Genomic DNA, 25,557 nt, shown 5'->3' with positions numbered 1-25,557 from the left:
TGCAGGCGATTGGCCGCGCAGTCAAAGTGCTGTAACGGCGGCTCACCCGCCCTTGGCCATGCAGCGTTTGTAGCGCTCATCCACGCGTTTGGCGAACCACGCCGTGGTCAGCTTGCGGGTGATTTTCGGGCTCTGCAAAACGATCCCCGGCAACACCGCACGTGGCAAGGCCTTGCCTTCGGCCTGCTCGGCGAGTTCGAACACGCGCTGGTAGAGTTTGGTTTCTTCGAATTCCAGGGTCTTGCCCTTCTCCAGTTGATCGCGAATGGTCGGGTTGCGCATGCCCAGCGACTTGCCGAGGGTGCGCACCGCCAGTTCGGTCGTGCCGGGCATGATCGAGTCGTAGCGGATCAAGTCGCCATCCAGCGCCAGCGGGATGCCCGAAGCTCGGCTGACGGCGTTCTGGAACGCGGCATTGCGGCTGGCGTACCAACCGGCATTGAAGTCGGCGAAGCGGTACAGCGGCTCGCGGTAACTCACCGGGTAGCCAAGTAAATGCGCGATGCCGAAGTACATGCCGCCACGACGGGTGAACACTTCGTGGCGGATCGTGCCGTCTACCGGGTATGGATAATCCTTGGCGTGCTGCTCGGCGAATTCGATGCTGACCTGCATCGGCCCGCCGGTGTGCACCGGGTTGAAGCCGCCGAACAAGGTGCGGCCCATCGGCACTCTGCCGATGAAGTCATCGAAAATGGCGCTGAGTTCTTTTTCACTGCGTGCCGCGTTCAAGCGTTCGCTGTAGGTCTTGCCGTTGGTGGAGCGCACTTGCAGCGCGGCGCTGACCAACAGACCGGGTATATGCACTTTGGCGGCACGACGGTCGATTTCGTCGCGGGCGATCTTGCCCAGGCCCGGCACCGTGGGGTCGGCCTGGAAGGTCGATTCCTGCTCGGCCACGGCCAGCACCGAACACAGATTCTGCGTGGTCGGGCTGATGTTCTGCGCGGCAAATGCTGCGTAGATGTCGGTGGCCCAACCCTGGCGGTCGGGCACTTTCGCCGGCATCAGCCGCACGATTTCGGCCTTCACTTCGGCCGGCGCACGCGGCGCTGGCTCCTGGCTGCGCTGGCCGGCGCAACCGGTGAGCACCAGCAGCGCGGCGAGGGTAACAAGTAATCGCATGTTGCTTCATCCAGTCCGATTCAATAAGCCAGAACCACCATACACAATCCCTGTAGGAGCTGCCGCAGGCTCGGGCCGCGATCGGACGATCTTTTGATCTTGTCTTTTAAAAACCAAGTCAAAAGATCGCAGCCTGCGACAGCTCCTACAGGTGCATAGGTGTTTTCAGGGGTGATGACAAACTGATTGCAAAACGCTACTGAGAAAACCTATCATTTGCACCTGGAGTCGCATTTGCGCAAGGAGTTCCCGCGCCGTCCTTTTTTTCTCACCGGCCGCACGCCTCCAGGTATCGACATGCCCGTTTCAGCTCGACTCGCCGTCCCGTTCCGCCCGACGCTTCTCGCCCTGCTGTGCTCCCTGACTGTCACCGCTCACGCTGCCGACGAAAACGGCAAGGAGCTGGTGCTCGACAACGTCAACATCAACGCCCAGGCACCGACGCCCAAGGCCCTGCCCCCGGTCTACGCCGGTGGTCAGGTCGCCCGTGGTGGTCAGCTCGGCGTGCTCGGCAATCAGGACATGATGGACGTGCCGTTCAGCGCCGCGTCGTACACCGAACAGTTGATTCAGGATCAGCAAGCGGAAAACGTTGCCGACGTCCTGCTCAACGATGCTTCGGTGCGTCAGGCTTCGGGTTTCTCCAACCAGGCGCAGGTGTTCATGATCCGCGGCCTGCCGCTCAACGGCGACGACATTTCCTATAACGGCCTGTACGGCGTGCTGCCCCGGCAGATCATTTCCACCGACGCCCTGGAGCGCGTGGAAGTGTTCAAAGGCCCCAACGCTTTCATCAACGGCGTAACCCCGACCGGCTCCGGCATCGGTGGCGGCGTCAACCTGCAACCCAAACGTGCCGGCGACGAGCCGCTGCGCCGCTACACCACCGACATCAACAGCGAAGGCCGCATCGGTCAGCACTTCGATATCGGCCAGCGTTTCGGCGAAGACAACCGCTTCGGCGCGCGGATCAACCTGTCCCAGCGCGAGGGCGATACCGGCATCGATCATGAGAACCAGCGCTCGAAACTGTTCAGCATCGGCCTCGATTATCGCGGTGACGCCCTGCGCATTTCCGGTGACTTCGCCTACCAGAAGGAGCGCGTCAACGGCGGCCGCAACTCGGTCAACCTCGGCACCGCCACGCACATTCCGGACGCGCCATCGGCCGACACCAACTACGCGCCGAAGTGGGGCTACACCGACATCGAAGACACTTTCGGCATGCTCCGCGCCGAATACGACCTGAACGACAACTGGACCGCGTACGTCGCTGGCGGCGCCAAGCACACCCGCGAAGTCGGTCGCTACAACTCGACAACCCTGGTGGGCAACAACGGCGCCTCCTACACCACCGGCTCGTTCATCCCCCACGACGAGGACAACACCAGCTTGATGGCCGGCCTGAACGGCAAGTTCAACACCGGCGCGGTCAGCCACAAACTCAACTTCGGCCTCAGCGGTCTGTGGGCGGAACAGCGCAGCGCCTATGACTTCGACCTGACCAAGTACGCCAACAACATCTACCACCCGGTGGAAACGCCGTCGCCGGTCGGTAATTTTTCCGGCGGCGACGTCAGCGATCCGGGCATCGTCGGCAAGACCTTCAACCGTAGCCTCGCGCTCTCCGACACCCTCGGATTCTTCGACGACCGCCTGCTGATCACCGCCGGCCTGCGTCGTCAGCAACTGGTGGTGCAAGGCTACAACTACGCCAGTTACGGCAGCGGCAGCCGCAAGTCGAGCTACGACGAATCGATCACCACGCCGGTCTACGGCATCGTGTTCAAGCCGTGGGAGCATGTGTCGTTCTACGCCAACCACATCGAAGGCCTGGCCCAGGGGCCGACCTCGCCGACCAGCGCCGGCGGCTTGCGTGTGACCAACGGCAACGAGGTCTACGCACCGGCCCGCTCCAAGCAGACCGAGGCCGGGGTCAAGGTCGACATGGGCACTTACGGCGCGAGCCTGGGCGTGTATCGCATCGAGCAGCCGAGCGACGGTTACTGCGAAATCAACAGCGCTACCACCTGCACCTACGTGCGCGAAGGCGAGCAGATCAACAAAGGCGTGGAAATGAACGTCTTCGGCGAGCCGATCAGCGGCCTGCGCCTGCTCAGCGGCCTGACGCTGATGGACACCGAACTGCGCAACACTCAGAACGGTGCCAACGACGGCAACCGAGCGATCGGCGTGCCGAGCTTCCAGTTCAACGCTGGCGCCGATTGGGATGTACCGGGCCTGCAAGGCGTGGCGCTGAATGCGCGGATGCTGCGCACCGGTGGCCAATATGCCGACGCCGCCAACAACCTCAGCCTGCCGACCTGGAACCGCTTCGACGCGGGTGCGCGTTATGCGTTCAAGGTCTCGCAGAAAGACGTGACCCTGCGCCTGGGCGTCGAAAACCTGGCGAACAAGAAGTATTGGGAATCGGCGCAGGGCGGCTATCTGACCCAGGGTGAGCCGCGGGTGGCGAAGCTGTCGGGGACGATCGATTTCTAAACCGCTGCCAAAATGAAAAAGGCCCCGCAGCTTCACCGCTGTGGGGCCTTTTTGGTTTTTGGGTGCCTGAAAAGGCCTTTTCGCGAGCAGGCTCGCTCCCACATTGGAATGCGTTCGACTGTGGGAGCGAGCTTGCTCGCGAAGGGGCCGGCACTGGCTACCCTTTCCATCTGATCCATACTTGCTCCACAGCCAACGGAGGACAGGCCCATGAACCGCAGCGACGTTCTGATCATCGGTGCCGGCCCGACCGGTCTGGTGCTGGCCCTGTGGCTGAGCAAACTGGGCGTGCGCGTGCGTATCATCGACAAGACCTCCGCGCCCGGCACCACCTCACGAGCACTGGCGGTGCAGGCGCGCACCCTGGAGTTGTATCGCCAGCTGGACCTGGCCGACACCGTGGTGCGCAACGGCCACAAGGTCGCGGCGGCGAATTTCTGGGTCAAGGGCAAACCGGTCGCGCAGTTGCCGCTGCAGCGCATCGGCGAAGGCCTGACGCCCTACTCGTTCATCGAAATCTTTCCCCAGGATCAGCACGAACGGCTGCTGCTCGAACGCCTCGAAGACTATGACGTGACGGTTGAGCGCAACACCGAGCTTGAGAGTTTCGAAGAAACCGGCGATGGCCTAATCGCGCATTTGCGCTTGCCGGACGGGCAGCAGGAAATCTGTCAGGCGTGCTATCTGGCGGGTGCCGACGGCGCACGTTCGGTGGTGCGCAAAACCCTCGACACCGATTTCCCGGGCGGCACCTATCAGCAGATTTTCTACGTCGCGGATGTGCAGGCCAGCGGCCCGGCACTCAATGGCGAGCTGCATCTGGATCTGGACGAAGCGGATTTTCTCGCGGTGTTCCCGCTGGCCGGTGAAGGCCGCGCCCGGCTGATCGGCACGGTGCGTGATGAACGTGCCGAGCGCGCCGAAACCCTGCAATTTGCCGACGTCAGCAGCCGCGCCATCGAGCACCTGAAAGTGCACATCGACGAGGTCAACTGGTTCTCCACCTACCGCGTGCATCACCGCGTGGCCGAGCACTTTCGCAGCGGTCGGGCGTTTCTGCTTGGCGACGCGGCGCACGTGCACAGCCCCGCCGGCGGCCAGGGCATGAACACCGGGATTGGCGATGCGATCAACCTGGCCTGGAAACTCGCCGCGGTGCTCAACGGCAGCGCCACGGCGCAACTGCTCGACACCTACGAAACCGAGCGCATCGCCTTCGCCCGGCGGCTGGTGTCGACCACCGACAAGGTGTTCAGCTTCGTCACCGCCGAAGGGCGCATCGCCGATCTGCTGCGTACGCGCCTGGCACCGTTTCTGATCCCGAAAATGGCCACGTTCGAGGCCAGCCGCGAGTTCCTCTTTCGCACGGTTTCGCAAGTCACCCTCAACTATCGCGGCATGCCGCTGAGCCAGGGCACGGCCGGCCACGTCCACGGCGGCGACCGTTTGCCGTGGGCCCACGATGGAGAGGGGGATAACTATGAACCGCTGCGCCAGCCTTGCTGGCAGGTGCACGTGTACGGCGACACCAGCGACGAGATGATCGCCTGGTGCAATGAACACCATCTGCCGCTGCACGTGTTCGACTGGCGGCCGGCGTTTGACACGGCGGGATTGGGGCGTAACGGGTTTTATCTGCTGCGCCCGGATACTTATGTGGCGATTGCCGATAACAGTGCGGATCCGAAGGTGATCGAGCGGTACTTTCGGGATCACGGCATCCGCCCCTACTTCCACTGCCTCTGACCCAGTACAAATCAAATGTGGGAGCGAGCCTGCTCGCGAATGCGTCGTGTCAGTCAACATGGATGTCTGCTGAAAGACCGCTTTCGCGAGCAGGCTCGCTCCCACCGGGGCTAAATGTTGGGCGTCAGATCCCGGCCAGCGCCAGATCCATCGCAAAGTAGGTGAAGATCAGATCCGCCCCCGCGCGCTTGATCGCGCCCAGGCTTTCGCGCACCACGCGATCCTCGTCGATTGCACCGGCCTGCGCGCCGAACTTGATCATCGCGTATTCGCCGCTGACCTGATACGCCGACAACGGCAGGTTCGAGGCTTCACGAATGTCGCGGATGATGTCGAGGTACGCACCGGCCGGCTTGACCATCAGCGCATCGGCGCCTTCCTGCTCGTCGAGCAGCGATTCGCGCAGGGCTTCGCGGCGGTTCATCGGGTTCATCTGATAGCTTTTGCGATCACCCTTCAGCGCGCTGCCGCCGGCCTCGCGGAACGGGCCGTACAGCGCCGAGGCGAATTTGGTCGAGTAGGCCATGATCGGAATCTGGGTGAAACCGGCGGCGTCCAGCGCCTGGCGAATCGCCCGCACCTGGCCGTCCATCGCCGCCGACGGCGCGATCACGTCCGCACCGGCACGCGCCGCCGCCACGGCTTGCTTGCCGAGGTTGATCAGGGTCTGGTCGTTGTCGACTTCGTGGTTGTGCATCACGCCGCAGTGGCCGTGATCGGTATATTCGCAGAAGCAGGTGTCGGACATCACGATCATTTCCGGCACCGCGTCCTTGGCAATCCGCGACATGCGCGAGACCAGGCCGTTTTCGCGCCAGGTGTCGCTGCCGTTGGCGTCCAGATGATGGGACACGCCAAAGGTCATCACCGACTTGATCCCGGCACGGGCATAACGCTCGATTTCACTGGCCAGCTTGCGCTCCGGAATGCGCATCACCCCGGGCATGCTCTTGATCGGCACGAAGTCGTCGATCTCTTCTTCGACGAAAATCGGCAGTACCAGATCATTCAGGCTGAACTCGGTTTCCTGGAACAGGCTGCGCAGGCTCGCATTGCGGCGCAGACGGCGGGGACGTGCTTCGGGGAACTGGCTGGACATGGTGCTTCCTGAAAACGGCAGATGAGACGAAAGTCGTAGAGGGCGAAGCTTATGCCTTCGCTGGGCGCAGGTACAAACCTGGATCAATCAAGACAGCATTACCGTCAGCGCAATAATCCGTCAGACAACATACATTCCCCTGTAGGAGCTGCCGCAGGCTGCGATCTTTTGACTTTGTTTTTAGAAGACCAGATCAAAAGATCGCAGCCTGCGGCAGCTCCTACAGGGACTGGTGTTGATTACGAGGGAATGGTCAGGCCTCGAATGACCGCCGGGCGCGCCAGAAAGCGCTCCAGCACCCGGGTGACGTTCGGGAAGTTGCTGATGCCCACCAGATCCCCCGCCTCGTAGAAGCCGATCAGGTTGCGCACCCACGGGAACGTGGCGATGTCGGCGATGGTGTAGCGCTCGCCCATGATCCAGTCGCGCCCTTCCAGGCGTTTGTCGAGCACGCTGAGCAGGCGCCTGCTCTCCTCGACATAGCGGTCACGGGGACGCTTGTCCTCGTAGTCCTTGCCGGCGAATTTGTTGAAGAAACCGAGCTGGCCGAACATCGGGCCGATACCGCCCATCTGGAACATCAGCCACTGAATCGTCTCGTAGCGCAGCGCGCCTTCCTGCGCCAGCAACTGGCCGCTCTTGTCGGCGAGGTAGATCAGGATCGCGCCGGACTCGAACAGCGGCAGCGGCTGGTCTTGCGGGCCGTGGGGATCGAGGATCGCCGGGATCTTGTTGTTGGGGTTCAGCGACAGGAACTCGGGAGACAGCTGATCCTGGGTATCGAAGCCCACACGGTGCGGCTCGTAGGGCAGGCCGATCTCTTCGAGCATGATCGAGACCTTGACGCCGTTGGGGGTCGGCAGCGAATAGAGCTGAATCCAGTCAGGGTACTGCGCGGGCCATTTCTGGGTGATGGGGAACGCGGACAGATCAGTCATGGGAAACATCCAGTCACAAGGAAAGCACTGATCATAATGTAGGAGCTGCCGCAGGCTGCGATCTTTTGATTTGGTTTTTTAAAGCTGGATCAAAAGATCGCAGCCTGCGGCAGCTCCTACACGAACCGTAACATCCTGCGGGTAATGTGCCTGAACCAAACCGGCCTCAGAGGACTCTGAGCTATGCCTTTCGTAAAGGAAGCGCGACACACGACATGGACAACACCCGGTGCTGGGAGCCCGCGGTGTAAGGGTTGGTCAGCCCCAACCGAATTTGCTGAAGAATCCTATATTCAATGACGAACCTCATGAGTTTCGCCAAACGCTTCAAACATCGTGCCTATGTGGCCCTGCCCTCCCTGCTGGCGGTCAGTGCGCTGACCTTGTCGCTGGAATCGAGCCAGATTCGCGCGCAACCGGTGGACGGTACGCAGACCCTGATTTTCCTGCGCCACGCGGAAAAACCCGCCGGCGGTCTCGGCCAGCTCAACTGTCAGGGTCTGAACCGGGCGATCGAGCTGTCGACCCTGCTGCCGGAAAAATTCGGCAAGGCCGACTACGTGTTCGCCGCCAACCCGACGCGCAATGTCGAGGAAGGCGAGCTGGACAACTCCTACAGCTACATCCGCCCACTGATGACCATCAGCCCCGCCGCGATCAAGCTCGGCCTGCCGGTGAACATCGAGTTCTCCGCCAACGACACCAGTGACCTGGCGCGCGAGCTGACCGAGGACAAGTACCACAACGCGACGATCTACACCGCGTGGTCGCACGGTTATCTGCCGGAGTTGATCAACAAGGTCGCGGGCAACGCGGTGGGCGAGAAGCAGACCATTACCGATGACTGGGCGTCAGGCGATTTCGATTCGCTGTACGTGCTGACCCTGACCTGGCACAACGGCAAGGCCAGCCTGCAGAGCCACAGCTACAAGCAGGGGCTGGATAACGGCAAGGTGACTTGCCCGACTTGAGTGTTGTGTGGCCTGACCCGGCCCCTTCGCGAGCAAGCTCGCTCCCACATTCGATCTGCGGTGAATACAAATACCCTGTGGGAGCAAGCTCGCTCCCACATCCGATCTGCGTTGAATACAAATACCCTGTGGGAGCGAGCTTGCTCGCGAAGAGGCCAGCCGCTACAACCTCAATCTTTCTGGCTGGCTCGCTCACGCAGATACTCCAACACCGCCCCGCGTTCCCCGGCAAACTCGATCCGCCCGCCCTTCTTCTCACGCTGAAACGCATACATCGGGTCGTAATATTCGCGCAGCAACACGCTGATCCAGTCACGGAACGCCTCGACCGAACCGCTGCGCGCCTGCTCCGCCAAGGCCTCTTCCATCTGCAGGAACATCCGCTGATGGCGCTCGCCGCCCAGCCGGCGCTGGATATTGTTCAAACTCGCAATCAACCGTTCGGCATACAGCGCAAAGCCCTGCGCGCCATGCACGGCGACGAACTCGGCGTGCAGGTCGATCACATAGTCCTGCAGGATCCGCTCGACCCGCTGCTCCAGGCTGTCTTCGAGCCAGACCATCGGCGCCACTTGCATGCCTCGGTACAGCGGCAATGGCAAGGCACAACTGCCGACTACCCGGCTCTCGTCTTCCAGCACAAACTGCTGGATCCCGCCGGCGCGTTTTTTCAGCAGATCAACGGCCAGGCGGTTTTCGAAATCGATATTGGTCGGTTGCCCGGTGGCGCGCTTGCCGAAACTCGATCCTCGATGATTGGCGTGGCCTTCCAGATCCAGACCATTGCGCAACTGCACCAGCAGTTCGGTCTTGCCGGTACCGGTCATGCCGCCCAGCAGCACCAGATCGCACTCGGCCACGGCCTGATCGATCGTCTCCAGCAGGAACGTGCGCATCGCCTTGTAGCCACCGCCGACCCGCGGATAATCGATCCCACCCTGCTCCTTGATCCATTGCTGGACGATCTGCGAACGCAAGCCGCCGCGAAAACAATACAGGTAGCCGTCGGGGTGCGCCCGGGCAAACTCGACCCAGCCCTGAATGCGCTGCTCACGCACTTCGGCAGACACCAGCCGCTCACCCAGGGCGATGGCGGCTTGTTGCCCATGCTGCTTGTAGCATGTCCCGACCTGCTCGCGCTCACGGTCGTTCATCAGCGGCAAGTTGACCACGCCGGGAAACGCGCCATGGGCAAACTCGACCGGCGCACGGGCATCCATCATCGGCCGGTCGTTGAGGAAAATATCGCGGTAATCGGTGCAGTCGCGTGACATCAGATCACCTCGACTGCGTGGGTCTGTCGCTCGACCAGCTCGCCGATCGGCGCTAGGTTCAGGCCCAGTTCGGCGGCGACGGCGAGGAACTCGTCGTTACCTTCGGGAGTGACCGCAATCAGCAGGCCACCGCTGGTTTGCGGGTCGCACAGCACGCGCTTGTGCAACTCCTGCAGACGACCGAGCTTGCTCGAATAACTGTCGAAGTTACGCAAGGTGCCACCGGGCACACAGCCCTGTTCGAGGTAGTACTCGACGCTGTCCAGACGCGGCACATGGTTGTAGCCGATACGAGCGGTCAGGTGGCTGCCATCGGCCATTTCCACCAGATGCCCGAGCAGACCGAAACCGGTAACGTCGGTCATCGCAGCGACCCCGGCGAGTTTGCCGAAACGGCTGCCGGGCTTGTTCAGGGTGCACATCCAGTCGCGGGCCACACCGACATCGCCAAGGCGCAATTTGCCCTTCTTCTCGGCGGTGGTGAGGATGCCGATGCCCAGCGGCTTGGTCAGATACAGCAGGCAACCGGCGGTGGCGGTGTCGTTGCGCTTCATGTGGCGCTTTTCCACCAGACCGGTCACAGCCAGGCCAAAAATCGGCTCCGGCGCATCGATCGAATGCCCGCCGGCCAGCGGAATGCCGGCGGCATCACACACCGCCCGTCCGCCGCGAATCACTTCCCGCGCCACTTCCGGCGCCAGCACATTCACCGGCCAGCCAAGGATTGCGATCGCCATCAGCGGATCGCCGCCCATCGCATAGATGTCGCTGATCGCATTGGTCGCAGCGATCCGGCCGAAATCGTAAGGATCGTCGACAATCGGCATGAAGAAGTCGGTGGTCGACACCACACCACGCTCGGCATCGATCTCGTACACCGCCGCGTCATCACGCGAGGCATTGCCGACCCACAGTTTCGGGTCAAGGTTCTGCGCACCGCTGCCGGCCAGAATCACTTCCAGCACCTGCGGGGAAATCTTGCAGCCACAACCGGCACCGTGGCTGTATTGGGTCAGACGAATCGGCTCGCTCATGGGGGAGTCTCTGGCAGTTGATGGGGGCGATTCTAGCAGAGGTCCAAACCAGCTCAGCGGTGTCAATCCCTCTTAAGATAACTGAAGGCATATTGACATCACCTTTCAACCAGGGAGAATCGCGCAACGCTTCATTCAAAGTCAGGGACTACTATGAAACAACGCGCCTCCAAACCAACCGAAACTGGCTCCTTTATCGATTCTTGGCGACGCGAACCCGAGCCCTCTTGTCCAGAAAGTCTCAACACGACCTTTATTTTCTCCTCTATCACCAGCGCGGTCGGCCGCGCATTCGATGCGACCCGCGAGACCGTTGCTGAAGCCGCTGACATCGTTGGAGACAAAGTCGGCGATCTGTATGGCGCCACCGTCGACACCATTTCCGATGCCGCCGATGCAGTGACTGACGTCGTGACTGAAGCAGCCGAAAAGGTTGGCGATGCCGTATCCGATGCCTACAACTCCACTGTCGAAACCGCCTCCAATGCCGCCGACGTTGTGGCAGACGTTTACACCGCGGCCGTTGAATCCGTTGTGGATGCTGCTGACAAAGTAAGCGATGTTCTGAGTGATGCTTACGATTTCACCCGCGAAACCATCACCAGCGGCTACGACAGTTCCCGGGACTATGTATCCGACTTCGGAACCTCGATGGCGACCTATTGGAATGCCAAAAAAGAATTGGAAGAGCGCAAGGAAAAAAATGCTGAAACTCGCGGTGAGAACCGCGAAAAGGCGAAGAGTGAGGTCAGGGAAAGGCGCTTCTCCGACGCGCTCGCAAAAGCCAAGGCGTGCATTGACAGCCATGAAGCATATTTCCGCATGCTGATTGCCATGCAAGCCGTTGCACAGGCGAGCGCCGCCTGCAATGGCGGCGCCAGTGAAGAGGATAAGCAGCAAATCAATGAGTTCCTGCTGGGCATGGGTGGTGACTTCCTGCCCGCCAAAGTTCAAGCAGCGATGAATTTGCTCGCTAGCAATCCTCCGACGCTCAAGGAGGCTTTCATCCGAGCGCGAAAAACCGGAATTGAGGCGCAAGCGTTGTTTGATGAAATCATCGATTTCGTCACGACCCTGAACGGTGAAATGAGTGAGCCGCAGAAAGCGTTTCGCTCGGGATGGGCACAGCTGTCTGCCGCTGCTTGATAGGAGAACTGCCATGACGGATCGAATCGAACGTTTCAAAGCCCGGCAACGCCAGCAAGCAACGGTTGCCAGTGCGACCCGCCTCGTCGGGTTGCCCGAGGCTGACCTTGCTCGACAATTGCTTGAGGAGCCCCTGAGCCCTCTGCTGTTGGACGACGATTTGCTTGCCGCTGATTTTTCGGTGGAGCTTGACGTCACGGATGATGAAGCCCAGGCAGCGCTCAAAGGCTACTCGCAAGCGTTCAATCAGGAACGTTTCGAGCAACTCATCGGGGACAGTAGACGCGAGGTGTTGCAGGCTATTGCGGTACCTTTCGGGTTGGGTCGAGTGCTCGCGGTTTACGATAAAAAAGGCGGCAACGTCGACACCATCAATAACGCGAGGAATGAGGTGTACGCCAGCGATGCTGCTGCTAAAAAGTACACGGACTTGCCTGCTTATGATTCGGACAAATTTCACAAGGACAAGGCTTACACCGACAAAAACGCCAAAGACACTTTGGCTCAGCAATCGGGCACCCTCAAGGACGCCTACACAAACGAGACCTTCGGCCAGAACAAGACGCAGGATCCGCGCAACCTCGACCACACCATTTCAGCCAATGAAATTTATACCGATCCGGGACGAGTACTGGCCGATCTCGATGCACCGAAACTGGCAAATGTCGACTCCAATCTGAATCCGACGAAGAAAGCGCTTAACCAGTCAAAAGGTAAATTGAGTGCCACCGAACTTGTTGAAAAGCTGCAGACGCAGTCGGTCAGTCGTCGGGAGGAAATGCAGCGGCTGTCGGAGAAAACCGAACTGACGCCTAAAGAAGAAAATCGCCTCAATCTGCTCAAACAGCATGAAGCCATTGCGCAGAACCCTGATCTGCTGCTGGCGAAGGACAAGGCAGCACGTGCCGAGTATGAAAAGAAACTCAGCGACGCCTATTACAAAAGCGACAAGTTCAAAGCGGACCTTGCCAAGACCAGCATCAAGGAAGGCGGCAAGATGGCGTTTCAGCAAGCCTTCGGCGTCATGCTGATCGAATTTTTCAGCGCAACGTTTGACGAACTGATGGACCTGTACCGCCATGGCCGAAGCCATGAATCGTTGGTCCCGGAACTACGCGCGCGCCTCGGGCGCGTGGCCAAACGAGTCGGCAATCAATGGCAAACGGCGCTGGCTGCCGGTGGTGCAGGCTTCGTGGCCGGGGTACTGGCCAACCTGGTCACCACCCTGATCAACGTCTTTGTCACCACGGGCAAACGTGCTGTGCGCATGTTCCGTGAAGGGTTCCTGTCGTTGCTCAAGGCACTGAAAACACTGTTGCTGCCTCCTGAGGGACTCACCCTGCGTCAGGCAGCACACGAGGCGATCAAGATCACTTGCGCCGGAGGGGTGATCATTGCCGGTGTTGCACTCGAAGAGGTCATCGAAAAACAAATGCTGCTGATTCCGGGGCTCGGCACTGTGGGGGCGATTTTGTCTGCGGTCATCGTCGGCGCACTGACAGGGCTGGCCAGCACTTTTGTTGTTTACCTGGTGGACAGGCTTGATCCTCTAGGCGTGAACCGCGACCGCGAAATAATAGAGGTGGGTGAAAGGCTTGACCGGAGTCTGGCGCAGGCGATGGAAGAAAATGACCGGTTGTTGCTTGAGTTGGAAGGCCGCCTGGCGACGTGATTGATTGAATTGTTAATCCGAGGAAACAGCACATCCTTGGATTGACACTGCTCGCATCGTTCACAGACGAACTTCATACAAACCATAACTCAATTCTCGCAGGACCGCACCGTGTCAGAACTTTTGGAATCAGCCAACAAACACAGTTCACTAATAGCAAAAATCATCATTTCCACCGGAGTACTGATAACTTGGAGCTACTGTGCATTCTTGATAAATTTCTTCCCCACGGGCCTTAGTATCGCGGACAGTTTGATCTTTGTTTTTATCGCACTTGGGTTTGGCGCGTTGTACTTTTCCTGGCTGGCGATCGGCTTTGCTGCGGTTTATTACGGATATCTGTTTGTAAAAACCAAGGGTACTCTGGAGCGTTTTTATTTTGCTGTGGTATGCGTGATCCTTTGCGCATTTTCTATCGCGATCGGTTACAGAATTGGTGGCCCCACAGGAGCCCCAATGTCTCTTGCCAGCGGATTGCTATTTTATTTCGCTGTCATTCAATTAAAACTTGAAAACGAGCAGGATCCTGATGCCAGAAGACGTCAAGCACGCTTGCGAACAGGGTTGATTTTCGCTGCCATATTCGGGGTGCCAGCAATCGCATTGCCCGTCATCGGAAAAATCACTGATAAAAGCTTTTCCTTGATTGGCATCCAGCAAAAAGACGTCTCTCTGGCCTTAAGCAGTGAAAACCAGAAAATTGTCAGTGATGTTGCCAAAGAGTTTGGCATCTCCATATACGGTTGTTTAAAAAATGACAACCAATCCAATATAGCCCACCACTTCAATGTTCTGTGGCACGGACTGGGGGAGCGAAGCCTGGTTCAAATAACCGCGTACGAAAATGACAAGTGGGTTCCCAAAGCCAGAGTTGAACTTGACCGCAGCGGTCTCAAAGTTCTGTCGGCCACGGACAAAAAAAATAGCTTCAATACCTGCCTGACCGTCAACACCGACACACTCTTTGATATTTACGAAGACAAAATCAGCGACAACGGAAAGCTCCAGCTCGCCAAATTTACTCAGGAAACCAAACACAAACTGGAAGCCGACAATCTGCAAATCCTGTCTGCCACCATCACCGGTCATACCGATCGAATTCCAGTGTTCAAAACCGGAGACTCCAACATGGCCCTGTCCATGCGGCGTGCGGACAGTGTGTATGCAGAAATCAAGGATCTGTTTGCCGGTTTGTCGGACTCACAGACGAAACGATTGGCCCAAGGCTCATTAGTCCCTAAATCGAACTGCCCCAGAGACTTGACGCCGTCAGAGCAGAAGGAATGTCTTGCAGTAGATCGACGGGTTGAAATCGAACTAAAAGTTCAAATCAAAGACAGGAAAAACTGAGCGCTGTACCCAAACTCCTGGTTGAAAAATGAGCCACCCCTTTGCCCCAAAAAAACCGCCCTTTCGGGCGGCTAAAGTACTTCGACCATGATTCAGAAGCTTTGACTGAAGCTGATGTTGAACGCGCTGTCGTTGTTTTCGCTCGACACCTGGCCTGAGTAGCCGATGCCCAGCTTGCCGGTCGGGGTGACCTGGAAGTCGATGCCGGCTTCGAGCAATGCGCTGTCCTTGGCAATCGGTACGCCCTGGGTGCTGAACGAGGCGCCGCCGTCGATGAAGGTCAGGTCGGCGTCGGGTTTGGTGTCGCCGTAGGCATGGCGCCAGCCGATGGCTGCGCGTGGCGTCAGCTGGCTGCCGTTGGCCAGGGTCACCAACTTGCCGATACGCACCCCAAGGGTCGAGTAGGTGATGTCCTGATCGGCGTCGGCCTTCAGGCGCCCCACTCCACCTTTTTCCTTGCCGGTGTCGCTGTCGTAGTTGACGTAGGCAAGCCCTGCGAACGGTTCGATGGCAACGCCTGCTGCGCTGATCGCGTAACCCACTTCACCGAACACCTGCGCACTGCGTGCGTCGTAATCGGCCTTCAGTCGATCGTTGTAAGAGCCGACGCTGACATCGCGTTTGGTCTCGATGCTGTGCCAGCTATAAGCCGCGCCGAGGCGCACTGCCAGTGCATCGAATTGCGAGTTCAGATACCCGGCCAAGTGGTAGCTGTCGACCTTGGCATCGGAGTTGCGATCATGCGCGTTGAGATTACTGCGGGTGTAGCCGGCCGCCATCCCGGCACGCCAGGTGTCGTCCAGCGCCTTGTCGGTGCCGAGCATGAAACCGCCGAGGTTGCGATCGACCTTCGCCGTGTTGCTGTCGCCGCCCATGTCACCCCAGGCACCGATGGCCCGGATCCAGCCGACCATTTCCCCGTGGCAACCGTTGCTGCTCAGTTGCGTGTCGCTCGGTGCCAGGGTTTTGCGTGGATCATCCGCCGCGCTGCACGATGGCTGGCGCATGCGATCGTTGACCGCCTCACGGATGAAGCGCGAATCCTCAAGCATGGCGCTGGCGGTACTGGCGTGGATTTCCCCGGAGAGGCTGTCGAACGCGTTACGCGCGCCTACCACGCTGAGGTTGACGATCTGATTCTGCAACGCCGCGCCGGCCGCACCGTTATTGGACAGTGCCGTGGCGGTGCCGCGCTGGTTGCCCGTGGCAGCGACATCGGCGAACGAATTGCCGTTGCGGCTCACAGCCAGGGTGACCGAGTCGGCACCGTAGACCAGCGAGCTGTCGAGGAACGCGTACTGCGGCAGATCGGCAGCACTGAAGGTGCCAGTCACACCACCGCCCGCAGTGATCAGCGAGTAAGTGGTATTGCCGGTGAACGGCGCCAGGCTGTTGACCACCAGACCGCCGCCCAGAGCTGCCGTGCCACCTACCGCCAGCGGTGTAGCGGTTGGCGAACTGACCGTCAGCGCCAGCACACCATCACTGCTGTTGGTCAGGTTGCCGGCCACGCTCAAGGTGCCGTCAGCGCCACCGGAAGCGACCACACCGTGGTTGACCACCGAACCAACGCTGCCGTTACCGCTCAGGCCTGCGCCGTTGGCGACCGTGACTTGTGCGCCCAACGAAGCCCGGGCCGCACGGCTGCCGACTTGCAGCACGCCTTGATCGACCGAGACCGTGCCACTGAACGGCTGATTGCCGGTCAGCAACAACGTGCCGGCGCCGCGTTTGGCCATCGCCCCGAGTCCGCTGAGAATGCCGTTGAACTGACCATTGGCATTCTGCTGGAACACCAGTGTGGCGTTGTCGGTGATGTTGCCTTGCAGGCTCGTGGTGTTACCGATCAGCGTACCGCCACTGACGGTGGTGCCACCGCTGTAGGTGTTGGCGCCCGTCAGCACAAGGGTGCCGGAATCGAGTTTCTCGATACCGCCGGTGCCAATCAGCGGCACGTCGATTTCAGCACTGGCCCCGGCATTGACCCGCACCGGCGCCAGACTGCCGTCGGCACCGTTGACTGGCGTCAGCGTACCGCCAGCCCCTGGAACCAGGCTGTAACCCCCGGTGAGGAACTGCAGACCGGTGAAGTTCTGATTGCCCTGCACAGTGACGGTACCCGCCTGGCCACCAAACACTGCGAATTGACCATTGGACGCCAGCGCCTGAGTGCCGCTCGGATCGGTCCAGTTGGTGCCCGGGCCCCACACGCCACTGCCGCCACCGATACTGCCGTCAGGATTGGTGGTGCCGCCGTTCCAGAACTGCACTTCACCCGGACTTCCCTGCACCAGCAGGTTGACCTGATTGGCAATCGCGGTTTGCAGGGTCAGGTTGGCCGCCGATACCGGCAGGCTGCCGTAGACCAGACCGTTGTCGGTCAGGCTGCCGCCGTAACGGAACAGTTGATAGACCCCGGTGCCGAAGCCGCCGGCGTTGCTGACATTCAGCGTACCGTCGAGGGTCAGGTTGCCGGCGACGTTGACCACTGTGGTGGAGCTGGCGGCCGAGCCGAGGCTGAAGTCCAGGTTGGTGCCCGAGGACAGCGCCAGCGAGCCGACCGACAACGGTGTAGCCGAGCCGCCACCGGTCAGCGTCGCACCGCTGGCCAGTTGCACGTTGCCGCCCAGTTGCCCGCTGCCACCGACTCTCGCACCACTGGCGACGTTGACGTTGGCACTGTTGAGCACGCCGTTGACGATCAGGTTGCCGGCCTGCACGGAGGTGTTGCCGGTAAAGGTGTTGTTGCCAGTGAGGAGCAACTGGCCGGTGCCGGTTTTGTTCAGCGTGCCGGCGCCCGTCAGGTTGCCGGTGTAGCTGCCGTCGGCGTTCTGCGCGAAGGTCAACGCTGCGTTGTTGACGATGGCGCCTTGCAGGCTGCTGGTGTCGCCAGTGGTAGTGCCAGCGTTCAGCGTGGTGCCGCCGCTGTAGGTATTGGCACCACTCAGCACGAGGTCAGCGCTGCCGTTTTTCACCAGGCTGCCGGTGCCGGTGATGGCGCCGAGCAGCGTGGTGTTCTGGTTGCCGGCCAGGGTCAGTTGCGACCCCAGATTGATCGCGTTGGCCAGTTGCAGCGCCGAGCTGCTGTCGAGGCTGCCGTTGCCGGTCACGCTCAATACACCGCTGCTGATCGCGCTGTTATTGCCCAGCACCAATGTGCCGCCAGCGAGCTGAGTACCACCGCTGTAAGTGTTGCTGCCGTTGAGGGTCAGGCGCGAAGCACCGGACTTGATCAGGCTGCCCGCCCCGCTGACCGCACCATCGAGGGTCAAGGCGTTGGAGCCAGCGACGGTCAAGCCACCATTGAGCACCACAGCGTTGGCGAGACTGACCGCCGCGTTGCTGTCCAGCGCGGTGCCGTCAGCGGCAGTCAACACGCCGGTACCGAGCGCGGCGTTATTGCCGACCACGATCTTGCCGCCATTGAGCGCGGTGCCACCGGTGTAGCCGTTGGCGGCGTTGAGCACCAGCGTACCGCTGTCGTATTTGCCGAGGGTGGCGCTGCCGTTGAGTACAACACCGACGGTCGCGGTGGCGTTCGGATCGACGCGTACCGAGGCGTTGCCCAGCGAACCGTTGACCAGATTCAACGAACCCGCGGTGCCGTTCTGCAGGCTGTAGCCATCGGTGACGAACTGCATGCCGGTGATGGTCTGTGCGCCGTTGACGGTGACCGTGCCCGCCGTGCCCTGGAACACCGCGAAGTTGTTGGTCCAGGCCTGATTGGTGGTGCCGTTGACATCGGTCCAGTTGGTGGTGCCGGTGCCCCAGGTACCGTTGCCGCCATCGACCGATCCGTTCGCCACCAGCTGGTTGCCGTCCCAGAACTGCACTGTGACGCCCGGTGCGGTGACCAGCAGGTTGATCTGGTTGGCCAGCGCGGTTTGCAGGGTCAGATCGCCCGGGGTGACGCTGCCCGGCACCGTGCCGATCAGCATGCCGTTGTCGGTCAGGCCGCCGGTGTAGTTGATCAGGCGATACACACCGCTGCCAAAACCACCGATGTCGCTGACATTGAGGGTGCCGTCGAGGGTCAGGTTGCCGCCAACGTTGACCAGCGCGTTACCGCCACCGGAGACCGGTGTACCGAGGCCGACATCGAAGTTGGAGTTGCCGTTAAACACCAGCGAATCCACCGCCAGGGTGCTGCCGGTGGCGCCGGCCAGATGACCGCCATCGGCCACGGTCACCGCACCGGTCAAGGTGCCGCTGCCACCAAGGGTGCCGCCGCTGTTGACCAGTACGTTGCCGCTGGCCAGCGAACCGTTGACCTGCAGGGTGCCGGCGTTGACGTTGGTATCGCCGGTCAGATCGCTGATGCCGCTAAGGGTCAGCGTACCCGTGCCGAGTTTGATCAGCCCGCCGTCACCGCTGAGGATGCCGGCGAAGGTGCTGCTGACGTTATTGCCACCCAGGCTCAGGGTGTTGCCGGTGCCGACCAGCGCGGTACCGTTGCCGGTCAGGCTGGCGAGGCTGCCCGAGGCGCCGAGGTTCAGCGCCGCGCCGCCCGCGAGATTGACCGTGGCGTTGTTGCCCAATGCCGCGCCGTTGAGGGTGGTCAGGCTGCCGGATTGCACATCGAAGGTGCCGCTGAAGGTGTTGTTGCCGGACAGCGTCACGTCGGCCAGACCATTCTTGGTCAGGGTGCCCGCCCCGGTGATCACACCACCGAGGGTCAGGTTGTTGTTGCCGGTCAGACCGAGGTTGGCATTGAGGTTGATGTTGTTGGCCAGCACCAGCGGCGCGCTGCTGTCGAGACTCGAAGCGCCCGCCACGGTCAGCGCACCACTGCCCAGAGAGGCGCCATTGCCAAGGGTCAGCGTACCGGCGTTCAGCGTGGTGCCACCGGTGTAAGTGTTGATGCCGTTGAGCGTCAGGTTCGAGGCGCCGTTCTTGATCAGCCCGCCCGCGCCACTGACCACACCGGCGAGGGTCAGGTTATTGCTGCCGGTGTTGCTCAGGTTGGCGTTGATCACCACGTTGTTGCCCAGACTCACTGCTGCGCTGCTGTCCAGCGCCGAAGCGCCGGCCACGGTCAGGTTGCCCAAGCCGAGTGCTGAGTTGCTACCGGCGGTCAGGGTGCCGGCGTTCAGGGTAGTGCCGCCGAGGAAGTTGTTGTTGCCGCTGAGGGTCAGGTTGGCTGCGCCGTTTTTGCTCAGGCTGCCGGCGCCGTTGACCGTGCCGGCCAAAGTCAGATCCGCTGTACCACCGATGCCGAGGTTACCGGCGAGATTCACCGCGTTGTTTACCGAAGTCGCGGTGCTGGCATCCAGCGTGGTGCCGCCAGCCGCATTCAGCGTGCTGGAGCCCAGCGCCGAGTTCGACGCCAGAATCAATCCGCCAGCGTTCAGCGCCACCGGCCCGAGGAAGGCGTTGTTGCCGCCGAGGGTCAGGTTCGCCGCGCCATTCTTGATCAGGCCACCGGTGCCGCCGATCACGCCGTTGAGGGTCAGCGCATTGCTGCCAACCACGGTCAGGTTGCCGTTCAGCGTCGCAGCGTTGCCGAGGGTTACGGCGGTGTTGCTGTCCAGTTGCGTACCGGCGTTGGCGGTCAGTGTGCCGCTGCCCAGCGCGGTGTTGCTGCCGACAATGATCTTGCCGCCGTCCAGCTGCGTGCCGCCGCTGTAGGTGTTGGCGCCATTGAGCACCAGAGTACCGGCGTCGAGTTTGTTGAGAATCCCGCTGCCATCGATATTCACACCGATGGTCGCAGTAACGCCCGGATCAACCCGCAGTGCTGTGGTACCGCCAGTCCCGTTGACAGCGGTCAATTGCCCCGCCGCGCCGTTGACCAGGGTGTAACCGTCGGTGAGGAATTGCATGCCGGTGAATGCTTGCGTGCCGTTCACCGAGACAGTACCGGCGGCGCCCTGGAATACGGCGAAGTCACCGGCCCATGGCTGGTTGACCAGACCATTGGCATCGGTCCAGTTGGTGCCGACCGCATTCCACGTGCCGCTGCCGCCATCGACCACGCCGTTGGCAATGGTCTGGCTGCCGTCCCAGTAACGGATGTTGACGTTCGGTGCCGACACCTGAATGTTGATCTGATTAGCCACGCCGGTCTGCACCACCAGATCGCCGAGGCCATAGCCGACCGGCACACTGGCGACGTCCAGGCCCAGATTGGTCAAGGCCCCGGTGTAGTTGAACAGACGATACACACCGACGCCGAAACCGCCGGCATCGCTGACGTTGAGATTACCGTTGAGGGTAAGGTTGCCGCCGATGTTCATCAGCGAACTGGTCGACGGTGTCGCCAGCGCCACATCAACGTTGCTGCCGGCACCGAGGGTCAGGCCACTGGCTGACAAGGTATTGCCCGATGACAGCGCCAGATGGCCGCCGCTATTGATGTTCACCGTGCCCAGCGCCGAGCCGGTACCGGTCAGGGTACCGCCGGTGTTGACGTTGACCTGCGCACTGCCCAGCGAACCGGACAGATCCACGGTACCGCCATTGATCGCGGTGTTGCCGGTGATGCCGTTGATGCCAGTGAGGTTCAAGGTGCCGGTGCCGACTTTGGTCAGGCCACCGCTGCCACTGAGATCACCATCAAAGGTGCTGGTGACGTTGCCGCCACCGACGGTCAACGTGTTGCTGCCGGTCAGTTGCACACTGCCGCTGCCGGTCAGCGCGCCGAGGCTGGCATCGCTACCGAGATTCAGGCCGGCACCGGCACTGATGTTGACGCCAGAAGTGTTGCCCAGCGCGTTGGTGTTGAGGGTAGTGACGCTGCCGGAGACGATGTTCACGGCGCCGGTAAAGGTGTTGTTGCCGGCCAGAGTCAGGTCCGACAGACCGTTTTTGGTCAGGCTGCCGGCGCCGTCGATGATGCCGTTGAGGCTCAGGTCGTTGTTGCCGGCCACCGTCAACCCGGCGTTGAGGGTGATCGCGTTACCGATGCCGAACGAGGCGCTGTTATCGAGAGTCGCCGCGCCGCCGACGATCAAGCCACCACTACCCAGACCGTTGGCATTGCCCAGGGTCAAGGTGCCGGCGTTGAGGGTGGTGCCGCCGCTGAAAGTGTTGTTGCCATTGAGCGTCAGGTTGGCGGCGCCGTTCTTGATCAGTTGGCCAGTGCCGCTGGTCACGCCACCGAGGGTCAGGTTCTGCGTGCCGCCGACAGTCAATCCAGCGTTGAGAGCGATGCCGTTATTGAGGCTGACCAGCGGCGAATTGCTGTCCAGTGTGGCAGCACCCGCGACAGTCAGTGCGCCGGAACCCAGCGCCGAACTGTTGCCAACGGTCAGCGTACCGGCGTTGAGGGTGGTGCCGCCGAGGTAGTTGTTGGCCGCATTGAGAATCAGATTGGCCGCGCCGTCTTTCACCAGACTGCCGGCGCCGCTGACCAGACCGGTCAGGGTCAGATCTGCCGTGCCCCCAACATTCAAGGCACCGGCCAAGGCCACGGCATTGTTCAGGCTGACGGCAGTGTTGGCATCCAGCGTGGTGTTGGCCGCCGCGTTCAACGTGCCGGAGCCCAGCGCGCTGTTGCTGCCGACAATCAGTTTGCCGGCGTTCAGTGCGGTGTTGCCGAAATAGGTGTTGGCGCCGTTGAGGGTCAGGTCGGCGGCGCCGTTCTTGACCAGGCCTCCGATGCCGGCGACCACCCCGCCGAGGGTCAGCGCATTGGTGCCGCCGACGGTCAGCGTGCCGCCGAGGTTGACGTTGTTGGCCAGGATCGCCGCCGTGCTGGCATCCAGCGTGGTGCCGTTCGCAGCGTTCAGTGCGCCCGTACCCAGAGCGGTGTTGGAGCCGACCACCAGCGAACCGGCATTCAGCGCGGTGGTGCCGGTGTAGGTGTTGTTGCCGTTCAGGCTCAGGCTCGATGCGCCGGTCTTGATCAGGCCGTTCGCGCCACTGATTACCCCGCCGAGGGTCAGCGCGTTGGCGCCGCCTGCGGTGAGGTTGGCATTGAGAATCACGTTGTTGTTCAGGGTCACGGCGGAACTGCTGTTGAGGGTGCCCGCGCCTTCCACCGACAAGGCGCCGGTGCCCAGTGCCGCGCCGTTGCCGACGGTCAGGCTGCCGCCGTTCAGGGTGGTGCCGCCGCTGTAGGTATTGGTGCCGTTGAGGGTGAGATTGGCGGCGCCGTTTTTCACCAGTTGGCTGGTACCGCTGAGCACGCCGCCGAGGGTCAGCGCGTTGCTGCCGCCAATCCCCAGGCTGTTGTTGAGAATGACGTTGTTGTTCAGTGTCACCGCCGCATTGCTGTCGAGGGTTGCCACGCCGCCGACGGTGATGTTGCCGCTGCCGAGCGCCGCATTCGCGCCCGCCGTGATGGTGCCGGCGTTCAACGCGACGGGACCGAGGAAGGTGTTGGCGCCATTGAGAATCAGGTTGGCCGCGCCGTTCTTGGTCAGCCCGCCGCTGCCGCTGACGATACCGCCCAGCGTCAGGTTGGCGCTGCCGCCGATGTTCAGGTTGCCGCCGAGGCTGACCGCGTTGGTCAGCGCCACGGCGGTGCTGCTGTCGAGGGTGGTGCCTGCCGCCGTGGTCAATGCGCCAGTGCCCAGTGCGGTATTGCTGCCGACTATCAGCGTACCGGCGTTGAGCGCGGTGCCGCCGGCGAAGGTGTTGTTACCGCTGAGGCTCAGGTTGGCAGTGCCGTTCTTGATCAGATTGCCGACGCCGCTGACGACGCCGCTCAGACCCAGCGCTTGAGTGCCGCCGATGGTCACTCCGCCGGCCAGCGCGACAGCGTTGGCCAGGGTCACTGCGGTGGTCGCATCCAGCGTGGTGCCGGCCGCTGCGTTCAATGCGCCAGTCCCCAGCGCGGTGTTGCTGCCGACGAACAGGCTGCCGGCGTTGAGAACGGTGTTGCCGGCGTTGGTATTGTTCCCCGTCAGGGTCAGGCTGGCAGTGCCGGATTTGGTAATCCCGCCGGTGCCGGACAACACGCCGCCCAGGGTCAGGGCATTGCTGCCGAGCACGTTGAGCGCGCCGGTCATGCCGATGTTGTTGGCCAGCGTGACGTTGGCGGTGCTGTCCAGACTGGTGCCGGCCGCGGTATTCAGCGCGCCGCTGCCCAGCGAGTTGTTGTTGGTCACCAGCAAGCTGCCGGCGCTCAAAGTGGTAGTGCCGGTATAACCGCTGTTGGCGCCACTGAGGGTCAGGCTGCCGCTACCGGTCTTGGTCAGGCCGCTGCTGCCAGTGATCAAGCCGCCGAGGGTCAGAGCGCCGGTGCCGCCGGCCGTCAATGTGCCGCCGAGGCTGATGGCGTTGTTCAGGTTGATCGTGCCGGGCGCGCTCAAGGTGGTCGCGCCGGTGACGTTGACGGTACCGGTGCTCAGCGCCAGATTGTTGCCCAACTGCACGGTGCCGCCGTTGAGTGTGGTGTTGCCCAGATAGGTGTTGGCAGCGCTGAGGCTCAGTTGCCCGGAGCCGACTTTGCTCAGGCCGCCGCTGCCGGAAATCACCCCGCTCAGGGTGGTAGCGTTGGTGCCCTGCACGGTCACACCACCGGCGCCGAGGGAGATCAGATTGCTGAGGTTCAACCCGGCGTTGCTGGCCTGGAGGATCCCGCCGTTGGAGGTGAGGACACCGCTGCCGAACGTGGCGTTGTTGTTGAACTGCGCGACACCGCCATTGAGCGTGGTCGCGCCGCTGACCAGTGGCCCCTGCAAGGTCCAGGTGCCGCTGTTGATGGTCAGGTTGTTGAAGTTGACGTAAGTGGCGCTCGACGCCGTGCCGACCCCGGTGGTGCCGCCGCCGACACCGGCCGGGTTTTGCAGGATCAGGCTGTTGGTGCCGCCCGCGCCGCCATCGACAGTGCCGGTCGGGGCGAACGTCAGGTTGATGCCGATCAGTCCGCCGAGGCCGACGCTGACCTGCACGCCGTCACCCACGTTGACGCTGGAGCCGGTTACCGCCGTGAAGGTGTTGGTACTGCCCGCGCCCATCGAAACGCCGCCGGTGATCGCACCGGCGTTAGTGAAAATGTTGCCCGCCGCCGAGGTCTCGAAGGCGATCCGGCCGTTGATCACGCCGGTGCTGCTGTTGGTCATGTTGACCTGCGAGCCACCGTACACACCGACCACCGGGGTGTCGGCCAAGGTGATGCCGCCGACCGAGAGTCCGGTCGAGGTGATGGTGCCGTTGTTGGTGATGCTGGTAGTGCCGGCCGCAGCGTTGTTCACCGCGATGCCCAAGCCGTCAACGCTGGTCAGGTTGAGCCCGAGCAACATGCCGGTACCGCGAATGATCCCACTGGCATTGTTGAGCACGCTGACCGTACTGGTTGCGCCCGTACCGATGAAGGCACCGCCGCTCAACACCGACACCAGGCCCAGCAGCGCCGGGTCGATCGTCCCGGAGTTGTTCAGGCTGATATTGACTCCGGTCAGGTCCATCACGTGGCCGCCGAGCGTCGCGTTCATCTGCGCCCCCGAGTTGACGTTGACGGTCAGACCGTTGGTGGCACTGGCAAAATTGTTGAGAAATAGCGGCAGACTCGGCACGCCGCTACAGGTCACAGTGGAACCGGCCGTGGAGCATGTGGCCAGTGCCGGTGCGCTGACGCCACCGAACAAAAGTCCGGCAACGCTCAGGTGCACAGCAAGGGAAAGTGGGGAAAAACGCGAAACGAGGGCGACACCAAACCTTGCTTCCACGGGCTACTCCTTGTCGTGGCCAAATTCTTCCTTGAAGGCGTGGGAGAGGTGCTTATTCCACACGCGAATCAAGACTGCGACGGT

Annotated in this window: 12 protein-coding genes; 6 read left to right on the top strand and 6 right to left on the bottom strand. The window is 61.6% G+C overall.

All coding sequences use genetic code 11. The annotated features are described in order from the left end of the window. Positions 1 to 42: 42 nt before the first annotated feature. Positions 43 to 1,125 carry a DUF1615 domain-containing protein gene (locus LOY52_RS09970; RefSeq protein ID WP_258679310.1) on the bottom strand — a complete coding sequence of 361 codons (1,083 nt, stop codon included), beginning with the start codon at positions 1,123 to 1,125 and terminating at the stop codon, positions 43 to 45. 297 nt (positions 1,126 to 1,422) lie between these two features. Between LOY52_RS09970 and LOY52_RS09965 the strand changes: the two genes are divergently transcribed. Next, positions 1,423 to 3,627, top strand: a complete 2,205-nt coding sequence (locus tag LOY52_RS09965; RefSeq protein ID WP_258679309.1) for a TonB-dependent siderophore receptor — start codon at positions 1,423 to 1,425, stop codon at positions 3,625 to 3,627. Positions 3,628 to 3,837: 210 nt separating this feature from the next. Next, positions 3,838 to 5,373, top strand: coding sequence for an FAD-dependent oxidoreductase (locus LOY52_RS09960; RefSeq protein WP_258679308.1), 1,536 nt, complete (start codon positions 3,838 to 3,840; stop codon positions 5,371 to 5,373). A 124-nt stretch (positions 5,374 to 5,497) separates the two neighbouring features. On the opposite strand, the gene hemB is transcribed toward LOY52_RS09960, so the two are convergent. Both hemB and LOY52_RS09950 read right to left on the bottom strand, forming a co-directional pair. Next, a complete protein-coding gene (gene hemB / locus LOY52_RS09955) occupies positions 5,498 to 6,472 on the bottom strand; it encodes a porphobilinogen synthase (protein WP_047597407.1) in 975 nt (324 codons plus the stop codon). A 239-nt stretch (positions 6,473 to 6,711) separates the two neighbouring features. Then, positions 6,712 to 7,410 (bottom strand): glutathione S-transferase family protein, encoded by a 699-nt coding sequence (locus LOY52_RS09950; RefSeq protein ID WP_258679306.1) that lies wholly within the window; start codon positions 7,408 to 7,410, stop codon positions 6,712 to 6,714. Positions 7,411 to 7,706: 296 nt separating this feature from the next. On the opposite strand from LOY52_RS09950, the gene LOY52_RS09945 reads away from it, so the two are divergent. Continuing rightward, on the top strand, positions 7,707 to 8,381 hold the full coding sequence (locus tag LOY52_RS09945) for a histidine phosphatase family protein (RefSeq protein ID WP_258679305.1): 675 nt from the start codon (positions 7,707 to 7,709) through the stop codon (positions 8,379 to 8,381). A gap of 170 nt (positions 8,382 to 8,551) precedes the next feature. Here LOY52_RS09945 and mnmH read toward each other — a convergent pair whose 3' ends face one another. Then, the gene (gene mnmH / locus LOY52_RS09940) at positions 8,552 to 9,655 is read right to left on the bottom strand and encodes a tRNA 2-selenouridine(34) synthase MnmH (RefSeq protein WP_258679304.1); all 1,104 of its coding nucleotides are present in this window, start codon (positions 9,653 to 9,655) and stop codon (positions 8,552 to 8,554) included. Then, complete coding sequence (selD, locus tag LOY52_RS09935) at positions 9,655 to 10,689, bottom strand: selenide, water dikinase SelD (protein WP_258679303.1); 1,035 nt, start codon at positions 10,687 to 10,689, stop codon at positions 9,655 to 9,657. The genes mnmH and selD overlap by 1 nt, the downstream gene beginning before the upstream one ends. Positions 10,690 to 10,842: 153 nt before the next feature. Between selD and LOY52_RS09930 the strand changes: the two genes are divergently transcribed. The 3 genes from LOY52_RS09930 (at position 10,843) to LOY52_RS09920 (ending at position 14,857) form a co-directional block, all read left to right on the top strand. Beyond that, complete coding sequence (locus LOY52_RS09930) at positions 10,843 to 11,835, top strand: hypothetical protein (protein ID WP_258679302.1); 993 nt, start codon at positions 10,843 to 10,845, stop codon at positions 11,833 to 11,835. Between the two features lie 13 nt (positions 11,836 to 11,848). Then, entirely contained in the window at positions 11,849 to 13,507 is a 1,659-nt protein-coding gene (locus tag LOY52_RS09925; protein WP_258679300.1) for a hypothetical protein, read from the top strand. A gap of 111 nt (positions 13,508 to 13,618) precedes the next feature. Next, positions 13,619 to 14,857 carry a hypothetical protein gene (locus LOY52_RS09920; RefSeq protein WP_258679298.1) on the top strand — a complete coding sequence of 413 codons (1,239 nt, stop codon included), beginning with the start codon at positions 13,619 to 13,621 and terminating at the stop codon, positions 14,855 to 14,857. A 92-nt stretch (positions 14,858 to 14,949) separates the two neighbouring features. Here LOY52_RS09920 and LOY52_RS09915 read toward each other — a convergent pair whose 3' ends face one another. Next, on the bottom strand, positions 14,950 to 25,473 hold the full coding sequence (locus LOY52_RS09915) for an autotransporter-associated beta strand repeat-containing protein (protein WP_258679297.1): 10,524 nt from the start codon (positions 25,471 to 25,473) through the stop codon (positions 14,950 to 14,952). Positions 25,474 to 25,557: the final 84 nt, after the last annotated feature.

This window comes from Pseudomonas sp. B21-051 (assembly GCF_024748795.1).
In the GTDB taxonomy this organism is placed as follows: domain Bacteria; phylum Pseudomonadota; class Gammaproteobacteria; order Pseudomonadales; family Pseudomonadaceae; genus Aquipseudomonas; species Aquipseudomonas putida_A.
This window is presented reverse-complemented; position numbering and strand designations above follow the sequence as displayed.